The organism is Bartonella sp. AP57NXGY (assembly GCF_042195805.1).
In the GTDB taxonomy this organism is placed as follows: Bacteria; Pseudomonadota; Alphaproteobacteria; order Rhizobiales; family Rhizobiaceae; genus Bartonella.
In genome coordinates this window covers 7259-23436 of sequence record NZ_JBHIOZ010000018.1, presented here as the reverse complement: position 1 = coordinate 23436, position 16178 = coordinate 7259, and the positions used below count along the sequence as shown (strand labels likewise).

Here is a 16178-nt window from a genome sequence, read left to right as displayed (position 1 = left end):
CCTCGAATATCATCACGCTCTAAATCACCACCGCCTTCACTTTCTTTGACCAAAAGGGTCATCTGCTCAAAGGCTGCAAGGGCTGTTGAGGCATGAACCGTTGTAATGGAGCCTGGATGACCTGAATTGACATTGCGGATATAATAAAAGGCTGTACCATCTCGAAGTTCTTGCAAAAGAATACGATCAGGACGCATCCGTAAAGATGATTCAAGCAACTCTTTGGGGCCAACGGAGGCTAAGCCTTGTCCATCTTTTGAATAGAACATTGAGACATGGTTAGGGTGTGGTATCACCAATTCTTGTGTATCTTCGATGGTGATAATACGCTCTTCTTGAGGGATTTTTGCGATTAATGCTTTTGATAATGTTGTTTTACCCGAACCGGTTTTTCCCGCAATTAAAATATTTTTCTGGCATTCTACAGCTTGATTTAAAAAGGAGACAAAGTCTTTATTACAGTAGGCATGAGCTAAGTTATGCTCGATGATTTTGAGTTCGTTAAAACGAGAATGATAGTCATGCAAGGGCGTGAAAGATACCCGTTCACATAGCGAGAAGAGGCCCTTATTTGCGAGCTCTTCGAGAGAAAAACTCTGCGATGACGGTTTACGAATTGTCATACTAATCGTGTCTTTTTCGACAGCGGGCGGAATGACAATTTGAATACGCTCATTGCCTGGTAGCGTTGCAGATAATATTGGGTTTTTGTCCGATATGTTTTGCTTGGAATAGGATGCGACAACTTTCGCAATCCCCATAAGCTCATTAAAAGAGAGCCCCGGTGCTTCTATTGTTTTCCATCCATCAAATCCTTCAGTCATGACTTGATAGGGACGATTGATAACAATTTCAAAGAGTCTATCATCTTTCAAAAAAGCACTGATGGGTTCAAGTTTTGTGAGAACAATCGCAACGGTTTCATCGCTCATGGTATGTAAGTTTGAGTTCATTCTAAAGTTACCGCAGAATTTTTGTAAAAGTTTCTTGAAACAGCTCGATTGATAATCTGTTTTTTGTTTTCGATGACTTTCAATTTATAAACGCTGGAAAAATCTAAATCGCGGGCAACAAAGATATTCACCATTTCCCCTTGGTTTTTGGATAATGTTGGAGGAATATTGGCGTAATTTTCTACGAGAATGTTTGCGATGTTTTGTCCTGAAGAGATTGTTTCAGTTTCTTCTTTTTCCTGTTTTTTTGATAAACGTTTATTGGCATAGTGTGTTGCATCTTTTATTAGTGAGACAAGAAGCGCAGACCCAATCCTCTCGAGCCAATGGTTATCAATATCTCCATCCATACCAGAACGCCCTAAAGCATCCGTTGCCGGTGAAGCTAAAGATATAATGATACCATTGGGGGTTTTTGCTCTATTCCATAGTACAAAGAGACGTGTTTGGCCTTTTTTCAATCCGGCGCGATATTCACCAACAATTTGGGTGCCTTTATCAAGAAGCACAACACGACCATTGTCTGATAAGATATCTCTGGAGATGATACAACTGGCAAAACCTTGTTGATCACTGTTGATGGCTGTTTCTAAAATACAAGGAATAGAAGTTCCCATCGCGATGATGTAGTTTCGATTGCCAAGGGTTGAAGCACGAATACCTTCAAGCACTGTGGGTTTGAGAAGATGATTAAAACGTTGTGTCGTTTCATCAGGTTTGCTTTCAAGTTGGTGAGGCAAAGCACCATTATTTGTTTGTGAATCTATTTTGCCTTGTTGTGTACTTGCATAAGCTAATACAGGAGCACGTTGTGCTGCTTCCAGCAGTGAGTTATCAGAATTTAATTGATTGATGTTTGGTGTTGGTAGCTCGACTTTTGGTAATAGAGCGTTATTTCGTTGAGGCTGTTCAAAGGGGGGAGGGGTAGGCTTTGCAGGACGAAAAAGCTCTGTTTGTTTTATAACTTTTCCTTCTTTTGAAGATTCAATTGGTTGCTTTTTGTCTGTAACAAGTGTTGAATAGGCTAAATAAAGACAGACACTGAAAAGAATAATAAGAGCAATAGCTTTCCCCGCATTGTTCTGTTGACTTTTCCCTTGAGCATTTTTTATTGTATCGCGATCATTAATGCTTTTTTCATCCACGGTGTTATTCATGGCTGCTTCCTAGGTTCACTTTACGTTGTACAGATGGTGATGTCGTACCTGTTTCAGGATTAATTCCTTTTGGTACGAACCTTTTGTTAAAGATGCACAATACTTCATTCCCACGTCGTAGCGTGAATTGTGCAGCTGTTGCATGAACAATAACCTTGTTGCCTTTAATCGATTTGGGAATAAGCGCTTCTTGCCCATCAGGCGATACAATGTAAATGGCAGGGATTTCAATGTTGCCTAAAAAGGTAAAGGTTGTTGTTTTCCCATTATCATAGACAGAAGCAGGTTCAATAAGAGATGAGCCTTGAGCTTCATAAGCCCAATTGCGTGGTCCAAAATCTTCATGGATATTTAAAATATCATTGACAAAGTTTTCTTCACGTTGTTTTTCTTTTTCTGCTTCGGCTAATTTCTTACGTAAGGCTTCATCTTCTGGATAACGAAACTTTACCAAGAAATACGTCTCATTGCCGGCTGAAACATCGCCTTCACGGACTTGTAGCTCGAATTGATAAGAGCGTTGTGTTCCATCTTGGCGGCTTGTGACAATTTGTAAATTTGTCACAGGCTGAACTTCACGTGGTTTGAGAAAAACAAAGTGTCCAGCCGGTGCAACTTGCCAAGCAACCGAATTTCCAATTCCTACATAGGTTACTTCTTCATCAACGGCAAATTCTAGTTGAACCGAAGAGCGAATGGAGCCAATGATTTGTACGACGTTGTAGGGGTCATAATTGACAAATCTGATGCGGTTATCTTTACGTGCACTGACAGGCGCTGTTTCCGCAAGTGAGAGAGCTGTGTGAAAGCTGACAGTGATCGTAAAAATTAAAGAGATTGTTTGTAAAAGTCTGATCATTTTATCACCTCTGGATCAGATCTATATTCCGATACTTGAAAACCAAGAGGGTTGATAAGACGATCAGACGTTGAAATGTGTGCGTTCACGTAGGAAAAATTTAAGATTGAAATCCAATGGGAAATATTTTCTTTTTCATTCAAGTCTCTGATCGTTTTATAGTAACGAACTTGGATAAGATCTTTACTTATAAAAGAGATTGATTTGATTGTGATCGTAGCAATCATGTTATGATAAATATTTTGCGGACTTTCTGGATTATTGCCCGCGTACCATTTTGCAAAACGGTTTTGTTCTTTTGGAGAAGATAAAAGAGAGACTAAGCGAAAATTGTTTTCTGCTTCTGATGCTTGAAAACCTTCACGAGCGCGAACATATTGGCTGGCAAAATAACGCGTTATCGCTTCATCATAGTCGTTAGGGGATTCTTTTAGGGCGCTTACAGTATCAATAATGCCTGTTGAGTTATCAACGCGGATAACAAAAGGCTCTACCGTTTTCAAAGGTGTCAAAGCTGCGACAGCTAAAGCCAGCGCAATTGTCATCAATCCAAAAAGCACTGTTAAAGCCATGGAGATTTTCATCCGCACGCGCATGCTATGCATGCGATCAATGTCAAATGAGCGCGCTTCTTTTATATATTCTTCAAGGGCATCACTTTTCACGCATAACCTCCACAGTTTTATCAGATCGTGCTTCATGAATAACCGGCTTTAATAAAGCTGAATTGGCTGTTACTTTTTCACTTTCCAAAGTATTGAGAATGATGGGAGTGGTAACAGGCTTTACACTCTTTTCTGGGTAGACAATGTTTTTATTGTCCCAATTCCACTTATCTTTATTTAAAGCGCGTGTATGTTTGCCATTACAGCGTGGTGGTTTTTTAGGGCCACTCAAAGAGGCACAACCAGTAAGAGCGATTGTTAGGACCATAACAAAAGTTATTTTTCGTTTCATTTTTTGAACTCACAAATATCTTCGAATACAATGCATGAGAGCCTTTGTTCTGAACATTTTTACAAGTTTATGTGATGCAAGGTTTTGATTGGTTTTATTGTTAGACCCAAGATGTTAGATCTTATCTGGAACAGGATCATGGCGTGTACGCCAAAGGGCGCACACAAGGCAAAAACAAAAATGCTTATTCTTTTAAAGAGGTGCTTTATCTTAAAATCGACCACGACCGCCTCCAGATTTACCTGCTTTTGCTGCCGCCCCTGCCGCACTTCTAACAGCGTTACCGGCAGCTCCTGAGATTTGTGAAGTGGCACTTTTTACTGCATTGCCACTCGCTCTTGCACCATTGGAAAGCATTGTAAAAATCTGTCCTCCTGAAGAGACACCAGCGTTAAAGTATGGTCCGCCAGAGGCCAGCGCTGTTGCAATACCAGGAAGCGCACGGAAGATAATAACTCCTATGATCGAAATGACGATGACAGGGGGAAAAAGAACATAAATTGATTCATATGAAACTTTGAGAACCTGTAGGATAACTTGACATATAATGGTTCCAAGCATGATTACGAGAACTTGTAAAATGGTAAAATTGATCAAAGTTGTAATCCATGCATCGGAGTATTTTCGCGTTGCATTGAACAAATACAAACTAATGAATAGAGGCCCAAGACCTATAATCATGACGAGTGCAACTTGTGCAAACATTTGCACAATAAAACCACCTATACAAAAAAGAATAACCGCGAGAAGCATGATAGAACCAAGAAGACCCACAATGATCTTTTCAAAAAACCAAGCATTGTATAAGACTTCTTGATAACGCGAACTTGCCTTTAACAAAATATAATCAAAAACATTGGAGCTTGCAGGATTACTGTTAAGCGCATTCCCAATAGCATTGGATAAATCATTGAAGAAAATATCCTTGACATAAGTATTAAATGTATCCGCATTCGTTGCCATTGTTGTAACAACAACGATTTTAACAACATTATTGAGAAGACTATGCATGGAAAGCGCAACGCGACCTGTCATAACATTATAGCCATAAAGAAAGATAAAAATGATTGCGGCGAGATTTAAGGGCGCTGAAATAGCAGAAGACAGCCCACTCACCGTCGTGTCCATCACATTATCAAGGGGTTTTAAAATATACCCAGAAACGCTTTCAAAGGGAGAAAAACTAAAGTCTGACATTTGTACTTGTACTTTCAAGTTTTTCTTTTAATTCTTTTTCTTTTTCTTTTAATTGTGCCTCAAGATATTTATGCTTTTTTTGTTCCTTTTCTTCACGTAATTCATCTTTTGTCTTCGTATCTCTTGCTTGAATCATATCAAGAGACTGAAGTTTTAAAGAAGCTACTTGAAGATCGGCTTGAAGAAGAGAAAGCTTTACTTGAAGATCTTGTCGAAGGGCTTGCAATTCTTCTGGTTTTGTGTCTGGTTTTGATTTAATATTTTCAAGTTGTTGACTTATGTCTTTGATTTTATTTGCAGTGTCAGTTGCGCTTTTATAAATGTTTTCAGCTGTTTCTGATTTTGCAGCATCTAATTTTTGTGTGTTCTCGAGTGCTTGTTTATAATATTCATCCACATCAGGTGTTATTTGCGCTATTGCATGAGAAATAAAAGAAAAAGATAACAGTGTAACTAAGCCATATTTTTTCATTGATTTTTTCTCCTTTGATAAAATATGGGCAGCCATTTGTCAGGGGCAGCTCCATATTCGTTGATAATTTCATTCATGAGTTCAATGTTTTTTGTTGTGCCGCTTAAAACGGCGATCTCATCATTCATTCCACGTAAGTTAAGTTCTGCAACGACGGAACTTTGTCCTTGTTTGATGAGAAAACGACGGGATTCTCTGCTTAACTCTGACTGTATCAGTTCAAATTCACGCTCAGTAAGTTTGAAAGCTTCGACATAATCATTGTAATTTGCTTTTTGATTTGGAAAAAATATTTGGGTGGGGCATTGCTCAATGATTGTGTGCGCGATTGTTGAGTTCAAAGCATCTTTAGGGCTTTGTGTTGCAAAGAGCATCATGCCATTTTGTTTACGAATTGTTTTTAGTCGATCTTGCGCAAAAGCTTTAAATGAATCATCTTCTAAAGCTTTCCAGAATTCATCAACGACGATAATGATGCGCCGCCCATCAATCAAATCAAGAATGCGGTGAAAGAGATACATCATTAAGGGGCGACGAATTTCTTCATTATCTAAGAAATCGGTCATGTCATAGCCAATGAACTGCGCATTTAAATTGAGATCATCTTGATCATTATCAAAAACCCATCCTAAATCATTGCCTCTAATCCAGCGTTGCAGCCGTATGGCAATCCCTTCTTTGGATGTGTTGTCAAAAAATAGTTGAAGGGCACCAAGAGAGCGCTGGGTTGGGGGTAAGTTTTCCAAGGAATCAATGGCTTTGGCGATATCTTGTCGCTCTTCTTCTGTTACGATTTGCCCTTCAGCGGTCACCAGCTTTAAGATCCAATTACGAAGAAAGATTTTATTTTTTTCGGTGTATTCCATGCCCTTTAAGGGAGCAATACCCGTGGGCTGCCCATTTTTTAAAGGTTTATATTTCCCTCCTCCAGCCCGTACAAAAATCTCTGCTCCTTGATCTTTATCAAAAAAAACCATTGTTGGATTGTGTTTTTGTAATTGTGCAAGAAGAAAATTAACAATCACTGTTTTACCAGATCCTGATGGACCACAAACAAATGTGTTTCCAAGATCGCCATAATGAAAATTAAAATAGTAAGGTGAACCAGCCTGTGTTTTTAGCAATGCGACAGCAGCTCCCCAAACATTATCGTTCAGTTTGCCAACAGGGAAAGAATGGAAGGGCGATAAAGCGGCAAAATTTCTGCTGGTAATGGCGCCTGAACGCGCACGATAGCTAAAGTTTCCAGGAAGCTGTGCCCACCATGCTGCTTCCAATCCTAAATCTTCTCTGGCAATCACGGCTCCTCCATTGGTTAAATGGGAACGTGCTTTTGATAAGTTTTCAGACAATATTTTAGGATGATCAGCAAAAACAGCTAAAGAAATGTGGTGTTCTCCCAAAACAAAACGGTTTGATTCTAAATCATCTAGCGCTTCATCCAGTGCATCGATTTGTGAGCTAGCACGGTCAGCTGCATTGATCATTTGATTTTGTTTGCGGCTCATAATCGCACTGGCGGCTGCCTTACTTTTAAAGACAAAGGATTGTGTTAAAATGAATTCAAATGGCACCGTAAGCAGACCATCAGTCATACCTGGGCGTGTTTTAGAAGGATACTCTTTCCATCCAAACATGCCCACAAAGCGTTCATTGCTTTCATGGCGAATTTCGATAATTTCTTTCCCAAAAATAACACGATCCGAGTAAATTGTTGAAGCAATAGTTCCAAATGTGAGAGGAATACGCTCACGTCTTCCCCCCACTAGCTGGTGGAGAAATTCACTTTGTTCAGCAAATAAAAGTCCTTCATGTTCATAGATTGATAGTAGACGGACTTCATACTCTTCCAAACCTTGCATAAGATCTTGACTTAACTCTTCGAGTTTACGAATAGCTTCTTCATCGGGCTCAGATTGTGTTTTCTTCGCTTTGCTCAAGCGCTGAAAAAATGAAACCAGCTTTTCTGTTTTATCCGCGGCCGGATTCCAAACCAGTGAAATAAATAGATCATTTCTATACAGTTCTTGCGAAACCATTTTCTTTTTATATTTTTCATCTAATGTTGTTGCAAAAGATGAAAGAAAATGACCTTCTGGGTATATCGTTTCACGGCGGCGGATGATGTGAGAATATAAAGCAAGCCGTTCATCTGCGATATTTTTTAAAAGGGTGTTTAATTGGTTGTGTAAAGAATTTAATTGATCAATATCCGCGGTGTCGAAATTTATACCCTCAACAGCCATCACAACCATTAAACAGCGTGAATTTAAAGCAACGACATGTTGGTTGATGTAGCGTATATAGGGAATATATTCTTCAGGCAAAGTTTCCCGTTTCATTATTGACATCTGTTTCACCAATTTCGTTCCTTCAGCTTAGTTCCTTATAAGTGCGGATAAGGCGTAAAGGGGAGGTTGAACCTCCTCCCCATCGGTTGAGGTTTTTTTGTTTTCCTCGGGTATTGAGCCATGCAAATAATACGCGAAATTGGTTGTGATCGTACTTTGTCACTTCTCGCAAAATAAAGTGTATCCCAATCCCAAGACCAAACATGGTAAAATCACTGGTCAAAATGAAAAGAATGGATGTCGCCATGACATTGAGCGCCATGGCTTCCATTGTAACACCAGCAAACATGGCTGGGCGCGTACAGGCAAGGAAAAGAGTATCTTCGTTCATTTATGTTGTGCCCGCTAATTTACCGACAAGAGCAGGGGCACCAAAAACAATAGCAATCCCCAGAACACAGTAAGCTGCTTTGCGTAAATCAATAAAGCCGTACATCCAGCCAATCCCCACAGCAGCAACACATATAATAGCAATAAGCTTTGCCGTTGGACCCGTCATCATTGTGACAATGTTGCCTAAAACACCATCAAGATTTCCCAGACCACCTCCACCAGTAGTAGAAGAAGCAGCATAAGAAAAATCAGATACAAAAACTGCCGTAAAAAGCAGCATGGTCACGATAAAAATGATGTTTTGGAATCTATTATCTGTCATTTTACCTCTCTTTAACAAATAATATTTGTTCATATGTCGACATTCCATTGCCTCTAACAAACTGGAAAGTGCTGTCATTTGATGACAGTTTAATTCTTCTCGTTTGTTTGTTTTAAAAGCCTTGATCGTGGATCTGTTCACTCTCAAGCTCTTCTTCGTAAAGAGACAGAAGTCTTTTCAAATTGAGATTGTGTTACATGAAAATGGCAATTTTAAGTTGTGTATATTGGTAAAAATAACAATATTAAAATAATGAAAGAAAGAATATCATTCTTTACAAAATGTAGTTAATCTGCAACACTTATATTTGGATTTTTTCTTTAAAAACAAGGGGATTGCTGATCAATAATCTGACATGATAGGAAAAAAACGAATTTTTTGAGCGAGCGTGTTAAGAGATGCTATTTAAATTGATTGTTATTATTTACATTATGGGGGCTACGGTGTGGGGATTAAGCCAATATAAAGATAAAATGGATTTCAGCATTCTTAAAACATTTGAGACGCAAGATATCCAAGATATTGTCGATCTCTATCGAGAAGAAAAAAAGTTGGGTAGATCTATCACCAAACAGCAATTAGAAAAAAATGAACCAGCTCTCGATGTGCAGAAGAGTGTTTCATTAAATGATGTTGCAAATAATGCTGTTGTTTTTCATGGTAAGGCTTCTGTTACAAGTGGGGTTACATTTAAATTACTGACGCCTGCTGCACAATCTTGGCGCTCACATATCTCCCGTGATATTCATCTTTATGGTGTTGACACATGTGCACCCCGTCAAAAAGCAAGATTAAATGATCAAGAATGGCCCTGTGGTGCGGTTACAACGGCTTGGCTTGTCACCAAAACACTTGGGCAGGATTTATCCTGTAAACAGGCTTTGATGCACAATGGTGTTTATTATGCGCAATGTTTTGTTCAAGGGGTTGATTTAGCTGAGGAAGGTCTTAAAGAAGGTATGTTGGTACTCTCAAAAGAGGGGAAAAATCCTATTCCAGCCCAGTATCATCATGCGGAAGAAAAAGCACGTGGCAATAAGATTGGTCTTTGGTCGAGTGATTTCACTGAACCTTTAAAATGGCGGCGAGATAATGGATCCTATAACCCCTTTGCTAGTCCATGATTGGTTTTAACGAACATATTTACTTAAATTTTTATAGAGAAAACTTTATCAATAAAATTGTACCAAATCGTAGAGCAAATTTGAATAAACGGTGAGATTATTTTCGTTTAGGAAGTAAATGGATGGTACTTCCCTTTTCAAGGGAGGGTTGCTTTCAAAATCGCTTCTCTATTTTTACTTATGTGTTTTATAAAAGCAGGAAAATGTCATTGTTGGTGGCAAAGCATTTTTGAGTATTTGTGTTTGAAGGAGAAAGTGAGGCGATAAAAAACGCTCAAGAAACGGATTTCTAGAGCGGTGTTGATAAAAGTAAAAAATAAACAGACCCCAAAATGGTGTAACGTTTGATATAACGGATAAAATCTTTCACAATGCCTTAAAAGAATTCATAGCAAAAGTTTTTTCATCAGAATTTTTGTCTTCAGGATTGGATCACGTTTTTTACTTCTTTAAAAGTGATCAATCTGTTGCATTCCTTGAAAAGCTTTCATAATTATCTGCTTTTAAATTCAGACTTCCAAATGATGGATGGATTTCAAATAGACTCTACACGAAGAAATCTTCGTAAAATGATTTGCATTGCTGATTGTTTTCTATATATCACAAAACGTTTCTATTTAGGCCTCGATGGAGGAACAATAATCAACATACAAATAGGTAAAAAGAGTTCATACTTTTTTGTTATGGCTTTGTGGTTTAATGATCGTGAGACTTAAGTATTATAATGCTCATAGGCTTTCTATAGGGTTAGGGGCGATGCCTATTGCAATGTAACTATTTGAAATCAGTTGGACAAAAGCATTAATGCGTCTTCTGATTTCATCATTTGTATTCAGTTTGGGCTCTTTCCCTTCTCATTGTATTTTATGACAAACTCATACGATGGCTATTGTGAGCTCTTCTTGCGTTACTTTACTCAGAGTGTTCACTTTGAAAGCAAGCAAGTGATAGTGAGGCTGTATTCTCATACAGTGTGAAAATTCAACCCTCATTTGGGGGGATGATATTAACAGATAAGGTATTTAAAGAGGAGTAAAATGAAAAAAATTATTTATTATGCATGACTCTATTATTCGTCGTGGGGTGTGAAAAACCTATAGCGTAGAAGATTTAAAAAAAGATGCAAAATTAAGAGAAGAATGGGGAACGAAGTGTTCTCTTTCAGGACAAGCTGTTAAGGAATCTAAAAGCTGTCAAAATGTTTTACAAGCAGATACTGAAATGTTTTTCTCGCCAAAGCTTGATGTTACAGACCGTGGTCATGCATCTCAACAGTAAAGTGTGATATAAAAATTCTAAAATAAAGAAGTTACGGCTCAACGAATGCTCGCTTCTTCAATTGTTATAGCGGATTTTTTTATCATTTTTCATCTTTCAGATGAGCTCCCCAAATCATATTCGCAATCCTATTGTTTGTTTCATCTTTGTTAGATTGAGGATTATGATCATGAGAAAACAGGATAGCATTGTCTTATAGAAACATCTCTTAAGGTATCCAAGCCTATTTTGCGACGCTGTTCGTAAAGGGTATAAGGGTAAATCCATTGAGCCCCCCATCTTTACGCTTCATAACGGAGTAAGCCTTGCACCATCACACAGTTTGTCAGCTTGTGGGTGTTGCTTACAGCTCTTGGTAATTGAGACGGTTCGTTTGAGGCATTTTTAATTCTTACTTAATAGTTTTTATCCATACGCCTCTTCCCACTTGTAACCTGCAAGAGATATAGTTTTGGTTGATTCAACATGGAACAAGTCTGAAATGAAAGAATCTTACGATATTCTGGATTCTCATTCAACATGTAAAATAATAAATTATCTTTATAAATCAATGTTTTGCCTTACGGTAGAGTTGGTGTAGCATTGAGATTTTAGAGGGAAAATATGCCTTTAAGACTTTATAACAGATACTAAGTCTTTAATAGCAGGTATATTAAATGTACATCATTTAAAATAAATAGAGCGTCCATAGCGAAAAGGGGGCCGCTCTTTAAATACGGATAAATACTTATTCTGTTGTGCTGTAAAACGCTATTGTTTGCGGGTGTGGTGATATAAGATATAAAACTTTATAGGGGTGTTTTGATAAGAGAGTGTGATGAATATTCAAGGGAGGGCTTGTTTATATAATTTTGTGAAAGGAACCATATGAAATGGGAAGCTGAGAAGGAGTTATTTTTGAGAAGGCGGATCGTTTATCAACCGGTTTGAGGGGGGGCATCCTTTTGGGGTGTGGGGAGAAAGCCAAGAATAGGGCATGTAGTACCCTATAGCTATGCTTTTAAAGCGTTTTAATTTTGATCACAAATTAAGTTTAAAATTGCTTTCTGCTTGACAGATGTGAGGACTCTAAAACTTTTTAAAAGCAAATATTCCTCTTTGCTCGAGGCGATTTCATCATAATGGTACGGGGTGTTGTCTTTTTTGATGATATCAGTGTAAAAAAAGGCAAGTGGAACATTCAAAATATCGGAAATTTCCTTTAAACGTCCTGCGCTCACGCGATTTAAGCCTTTTTCATACTTTTGGATTTGTTGAAAAGTGACACCTAAATGATGCCCTAATGTTTTTTGAGACATTTTTAGCACTTTTCGCCTAAAGCGAATTTTTTTGCCTACAAAAAGATCAATATTAAGATTTTGAGCTTGCATTTTCCCCCTCCAGGTGCGAGCGCCCTCGCATTGGTATTCCGGGAGCTTGAAAACACTGAACCCTAGTCAGCATTTTGCTTTTAGTGCTTGGAGCACCTGGACATAGCAAAATCTCCCGGAATTCCGGGATACCCACATAGTGGGTTTATTTTTACGCTAGGGTTTCGGGTTTTCAAGACCCCTTTTGATCGTTGCGTATGCGATCAAAACATTTTTCGATTCATAAAGTAATTTTAGGAGATTGGCAATAAAAATAGTTTTTCTTGAGACGGATAGATTTTTTTAAATAGGAGGTTGTTTGCCTTTCAAAGTTTTAAGGTTTGCTTACTCAACTCATGACATCAGATATGCATTTTACGAAGGTAAACCTTGGTTTTTAAGCTCAAGTTACCGCTTACGGTGCTGTCCTTAACCAATAATCAAAATGATTTGTTTTGATGCGTCTGAGATATCATGATGATAGGGGAAAGCTTTTATGAGTAAAGAGCCCTCATGCAAAATAAACTCAAAACATTATAGATCTTATTGTTGTATATTCACATGTTTGTTTTAGAAGATATTTCTCAATGTTAGCGCCTATTTTACAATGGTGCTTCGTAAAGTATATAGCGTAAAAGCCTCTATGAATGGGATAAAAGCTATATTGCTATCTTTACTGAAAAAAAGATGCTCGGACGGCACATACTCTCTGCCAGTTCAAAATATTACGACAGTTTTTGCCTTTGAAAGGGAGCCTAAGAGCTATTTTTTCTTTCTTCACGTGTTTTTATCTGTACGCTCTCTGCTTATAATATGTAAGCGAATAGGTTTTGATTGATTCAATATAAACAAATTTGAAATGAGAAAATATATTGGGCTTTCTCATGATGCATGTTTTTAAGAGGGGGATACGTTTATTTTCTCAGTGAAGAATTTGAGTATTTTAGATAAAAAACTCTATCAACGTCGTTGTTGTTAGAATTAAAATTTTTATGAGAAAAATAGCATTGGGGAATGATAAGCTTTTGCTATCAAGCATTTTAGAATTTTGCACAACTTAATGATAACTTAGTTATTTTATCATTTCTTATGATCTCTATAGACGATAAAAAGTTGGGATATGGTTTGAGAAAGCAGATGACACAAGTATTATCTTTCGGTAAGTAATTTTGAAGTAAAAGACAGCTTTAAATGACAAATAGAGATAGGTGCACCATGAATGAAGTTACCCATATTGAGACTATTATAGCGCATTATGATGCTGTTTTTTGTGATGTGTGGGGTGTTGTGCATAACGGTGTACATGCATTTGAACCAGCGTTGAAGGCGTTGTATAAAATCCGACAAATGGGAAAAACTGTCATTTTATTGACCAATTCTCCTCGGCTACGGGAAGATGTTGCTGCTCAATTACAAAGTATGAATGTTCATAGCGACTATTATGATGCCATTATCACTTCAGGGGATGTAACGCGCGATCTTATTCTGACTGCTCCGCGTAAAGTTTTTTTCATTGGTCCACAGCATGATTTGGTGCTGTTTGAAGGGTTAGAGTGTGAATTTGTTGAAGAATGGGAGGCTTCTGTTGTCGTCTGTAGCGGTTTTCTTGAAGATTTTGACGAAGAACCCTCTGCTTATGAGGAGATGTTTCGTCGCATGCGGTCGCGGAATTTACCTTTTATTTGTGCGAACCCAGATGTGATTGTCCATTATGGAAATAAAGAATTTTGGTGCGCTGGTGCATTGGCTCGTCTTTATCAACAATTAGGGGGGGAGGTGCGCATTGCTGGAAAACCTCACGCGCCTATTTATGAATGTGCCTTTGAAAAACTTCAAAAAATACGGGGAACAGTAGAAAAAAGTCAAGTTTTAGCTATTGGTGATGGTCTTTTAACGGATATTAAGGGGGCGGCTCATTTTGGTCTTGATGCCCTTTATATTATGGGGGGGATTCATCATTATGATTATACGCAAAATGGTGTGGTTGATAAGCAAGCTTTGCATTCTTTTCTTGAACGTCATGGTTATAAACCACAAGCAATCATGTGGGCACTTCAGTAATGACTAATTTTTTGCGTCTTCAGGGAATTCATATGTTTCCCTCGGCTTGGCGGGGAGCAGTGTTGGCACTTGGAAATTTTGATGGTGTTCATTGCGGACATCAGGTGGTGTTGCAAAAAGCGCTTGATTTCGCCCGTATAAAAAAGAAACCAGCAGTTGTTTTAACCTTTGAACCCCATCCAAGAAGTTTTTTTCAACATTCAGCTCCTGTCTATCGTTTGACAGAGGCAGCTGAAAAAGCTGAAATTTTTAAAACCCTTGGCTTTGACTGCGTGATTGAACAGCCGTTTGATGCACAGTTTGCCGCTCTTTCAGCGGACGAATTTATCAAGTCGTTTTTAAAGGAAGTTTTTGATGTTTCAGTTGTGGTGACAGGCGAAAATTTTCAATTTGGTCATCAGAAAAGCGGAAATGTACATCTTCTTTGCCAAAGGGGAGAGAAATATGGATTTGAGGTTGTGCAAGTTTCTTGCGTTTCTCGTTCTCAAGATTCACAATCTTTGATCATTTCCTCGAGTTTTATTCGGCAACTTCTCTCACAAGGGGAAGTGGACAAAGCAGCCCATTTGTTAGGGTATCACTATCGGATACGCTCCAATATTATTCAAGGTGAAAAACTTGGACGTCTTTTGGGATTTCCTACCGCTAATCAAATGTTGCCTCCCCAAGTTCGTTTGGCTCATGGTGTTTATGCGGTACGTTTGCGTCGTGCGAACGGTGTTTTGTATGATGGTGTTGCAAGCTTTGGTTGTCGTCCAACGGTTGTTAAAGATGGTGCGCCCCTTTTGGAAACCTATTTGTTTGACTTTAACGACGACCTTTATGGGGAAAGCTGTACCGTTTCTTTTTTCCAGTTTTTGCGAGGACAAGAAAAATTTGATGGGCTTGAACCTTTGATTGCGCAAATGCATCGTGATGAAAAAAAAGCAAAAGAAATTTTAAAGACAGTACAACCATTATCAACGTTGGATAGGCTGCTTACTTTTAAAAATATGTCCTAAACTGATCTGAAAAAGAGAGAAGAGCCGTAAAAATAGCACTTAAAGTGATTATAATCACAAACATATATTCCAAAACATCGTGGAATATATGTTTTTTCCGTTGTTGAGAGGGAGAATCGAATATCTGAAGATCTGATTTTGGCATCATTTTTTTCAAAGTTAACGTTATGGTTTTTGTTGTCATTCAAAACTTTACTGCTTGTTTCTTTCTGATCCGTTAAAACTCGTCATAAAAGATGCAGTAAAGAATAAGCAACCAGCCTATTTAGCAATAATAGACGTGAAGAAGGAGAAAGGCTGTTTTTAAAATTTCTTGCGATTTTAAGCTTATAGTTTGATAAAATTTAATTGATGACTTTTTTTATTTTAAAAGGTTATTGTTTCTTTTTTCTAATTTGGCTTATTATGTCATTTATGCCGTATCATCGTTTATGATGAGAGTTGGTTCGTGTAACCTTACGCATGTGATATTTTGTATTATGTAATGAATATTTTTACAAAAGTTTTGTTTGTCGAGTCTTGTGAAGAAGATTAGTGGTCAGCAGCAGTTTTCGTGCTGACCAATCACGTAAACGAGAATGAAGCTGCTGGAAAATGCTTTAAGTTTCGTTTCTCTTGTATATTGTGATGGGGAATGCATATTAAGGAGACTGCGATTGATTGTAGATAAAAGAAATCATTGCGAGAAAGCAGGTGTATTGTTTCAAAATTTCTAATGCTTTTGATGGATAAAGGCACAATTTTGTTGTCGTAACACGTCAATC

14 protein-coding genes and 1 pseudogene are annotated in these 16178 nt (G+C 38.0%); 4 read left to right on the top strand and 11 right to left on the bottom strand.

Features of this window, described 5'->3' with window-relative positions; genetic code table 11:
- From virB11 to ACFIL8_RS03790, 10 genes are all read right to left on the bottom strand, one after another.
- Positions 1-953, bottom strand: a 953-nt coding sequence (gene virB11 / locus ACFIL8_RS03835; RefSeq protein WP_375688954.1) for a P-type DNA transfer ATPase VirB11, incomplete at its 3' end; no start/stop codon positions are given.
- On the bottom strand, positions 950-2110 hold the full coding sequence (gene virB10 / locus ACFIL8_RS03830; RefSeq protein WP_375613570.1) for a type IV secretion system protein VirB10: 1161 nt from the start codon (positions 2108-2110) through the stop codon (positions 950-952). The genes virB10 and virB11, both read right to left, overlap by 4 nt.
- Positions 2103-2969, bottom strand: a complete 867-nt coding sequence (gene virB9 / locus ACFIL8_RS03825) for a P-type conjugative transfer protein VirB9 (RefSeq protein ID WP_375612192.1) — start codon at positions 2967-2969, stop codon at positions 2103-2105. Before virB9 ends, virB10 begins: the two co-directional genes overlap by 8 nt.
- On the bottom strand, positions 2966-3670 hold the full coding sequence (locus ACFIL8_RS03820; RefSeq protein WP_375610599.1) for a virB8 family protein: 705 nt from the start codon (positions 3668-3670) through the stop codon (positions 2966-2968). The genes virB9 and ACFIL8_RS03820 overlap by 4 nt, the downstream gene beginning before the upstream one ends.
- Positions 3624-3926, bottom strand: a complete 303-nt coding sequence (locus ACFIL8_RS03815; RefSeq protein WP_375610598.1) for a type IV secretion system protein VirB7 — start codon at positions 3924-3926, stop codon at positions 3624-3626. Before ACFIL8_RS03815 ends, ACFIL8_RS03820 begins: the two co-directional genes overlap by 47 nt.
- Positions 3927-4136: 210 nt before the next feature.
- Entirely contained in the window at positions 4137-5123 is a 987-nt protein-coding gene (locus ACFIL8_RS03810; protein ID WP_375610597.1) for a type IV secretion system protein, read from the bottom strand.
- Positions 5110-5595, bottom strand: a complete 486-nt coding sequence (locus ACFIL8_RS03805) for a type IV secretion system protein VirB5 (protein WP_375613569.1) — start codon at positions 5593-5595, stop codon at positions 5110-5112. The genes ACFIL8_RS03810 and ACFIL8_RS03805 overlap by 14 nt, the downstream gene beginning before the upstream one ends.
- On the bottom strand, positions 5592-7946 hold the full coding sequence (locus ACFIL8_RS03800; protein WP_375613568.1) for a VirB4 family type IV secretion/conjugal transfer ATPase: 2355 nt from the start codon (positions 7944-7946) through the stop codon (positions 5592-5594). The genes ACFIL8_RS03805 and ACFIL8_RS03800 overlap by 4 nt, the downstream gene beginning before the upstream one ends.
- 22 nt (positions 7947-7968) lie before the next feature.
- The gene (locus tag ACFIL8_RS03795) at positions 7969-8277 is read right to left on the bottom strand and encodes a type IV secretion system protein VirB3 (RefSeq protein ID WP_273723684.1); all 309 of its coding nucleotides are present in this window, start codon (positions 8275-8277) and stop codon (positions 7969-7971) included.
- Entirely contained in the window at positions 8278-8601 is a 324-nt protein-coding gene (locus tag ACFIL8_RS03790) for a TrbC/VirB2 family protein (protein ID WP_375613587.1), read from the bottom strand.
- Positions 8602-8999: 398 nt separating this feature from the next.
- On the opposite strand from ACFIL8_RS03790, the gene ACFIL8_RS03785 reads away from it, so the two are divergent.
- The gene (locus ACFIL8_RS03785; RefSeq protein WP_375613567.1) at positions 9000-9725 is read left to right on the top strand and encodes a hypothetical protein; all 726 of its coding nucleotides are present in this window, start codon (positions 9000-9002) and stop codon (positions 9723-9725) included.
- A gap of 1149 nt (positions 9726-10874) precedes the next feature.
- Positions 10875-11003: pseudogene (locus ACFIL8_RS03780) on the top strand (hypothetical protein); the annotation flags it as partial.
- 1010 nt (positions 11004-12013) lie between these two features.
- Here the strand turns inward: ACFIL8_RS03780 and ACFIL8_RS03775 are convergent.
- Positions 12014-12373 (bottom strand): helix-turn-helix domain-containing protein, encoded by a 360-nt coding sequence (locus tag ACFIL8_RS03775; protein ID WP_375613566.1) that lies wholly within the window; start codon positions 12371-12373, stop codon positions 12014-12016.
- A gap of 1194 nt (positions 12374-13567) precedes the next feature.
- On the opposite strand from ACFIL8_RS03775, the gene ACFIL8_RS03770 reads away from it, so the two are divergent.
- Both ACFIL8_RS03770 and ACFIL8_RS03765 read left to right on the top strand, forming a co-directional pair.
- Positions 13568-14413, top strand: coding sequence for a TIGR01459 family HAD-type hydrolase (locus ACFIL8_RS03770; RefSeq protein ID WP_375660101.1), 846 nt, complete (start codon positions 13568-13570; stop codon positions 14411-14413).
- A complete protein-coding gene (locus ACFIL8_RS03765) occupies positions 14413-15414 on the top strand; it encodes a bifunctional riboflavin kinase/FAD synthetase (protein WP_375636852.1) in 1002 nt (333 codons plus the stop codon). The genes ACFIL8_RS03770 and ACFIL8_RS03765 overlap by 1 nt, the downstream gene beginning before the upstream one ends.
- Positions 15415-16178 lie beyond the last annotated feature (764 nt).

Coding starts and splice junctions, on each gene's coding strand:
- virB10 (WP_375613570.1), bottom strand. CDS start 2,110: ATGAATAACACCGTGGATGAAAAAAGCATTAATGATCGCGATACAATA.
- virB9 (WP_375612192.1), bottom strand. CDS start 2,969: ATGATCAGACTTTTACAAACAATCTCTTTAATTTTTACGATCACTGTC.
- ACFIL8_RS03820 (WP_375610599.1), bottom strand. CDS start 3,670: ATGAAGCACGATCTGATAAAACTGTGGAGGTTATGCGTGAAAAGTGAT.
- ACFIL8_RS03815 (WP_375610598.1), bottom strand. CDS start 3,926: ATGAAACGAAAAATAACTTTTGTTATGGTCCTAACAATCGCTCTTACT.
- ACFIL8_RS03810 (WP_375610597.1), bottom strand. CDS start 5,123: ATGTCAGACTTTAGTTTTTCTCCCTTTGAAAGCGTTTCTGGGTATATT.
- ACFIL8_RS03805 (WP_375613569.1), bottom strand. CDS start 5,595: ATGAAAAAATATGGCTTAGTTACACTGTTATCTTTTTCTTTTATTTCT.
- ACFIL8_RS03800 (WP_375613568.1), bottom strand. CDS start 7,946: ATGTCAATAATGAAACGGGAAACTTTGCCTGAAGAATATATTCCCTAT.
- ACFIL8_RS03795 (WP_273723684.1), bottom strand. CDS start 8,277: ATGAACGAAGATACTCTTTTCCTTGCCTGTACGCGCCCAGCCATGTTT.
- ACFIL8_RS03790 (WP_375613587.1), bottom strand. CDS start 8,601: ATGACAGATAATAGATTCCAAAACATCATTTTTATCGTGACCATGCTG.
- ACFIL8_RS03785 (WP_375613567.1), top strand. CDS start 9,000: ATGCTATTTAAATTGATTGTTATTATTTACATTATGGGGGCTACGGTG.
- ACFIL8_RS03775 (WP_375613566.1), bottom strand. CDS start 12,373: ATGCAAGCTCAAAATCTTAATATTGATCTTTTTGTAGGCAAAAAAATT.
- ACFIL8_RS03770 (WP_375660101.1), top strand. CDS start 13,568: ATGAATGAAGTTACCCATATTGAGACTATTATAGCGCATTATGATGCT.
- ACFIL8_RS03765 (WP_375636852.1), top strand. CDS start 14,413: ATGACTAATTTTTTGCGTCTTCAGGGAATTCATATGTTTCCCTCGGCT.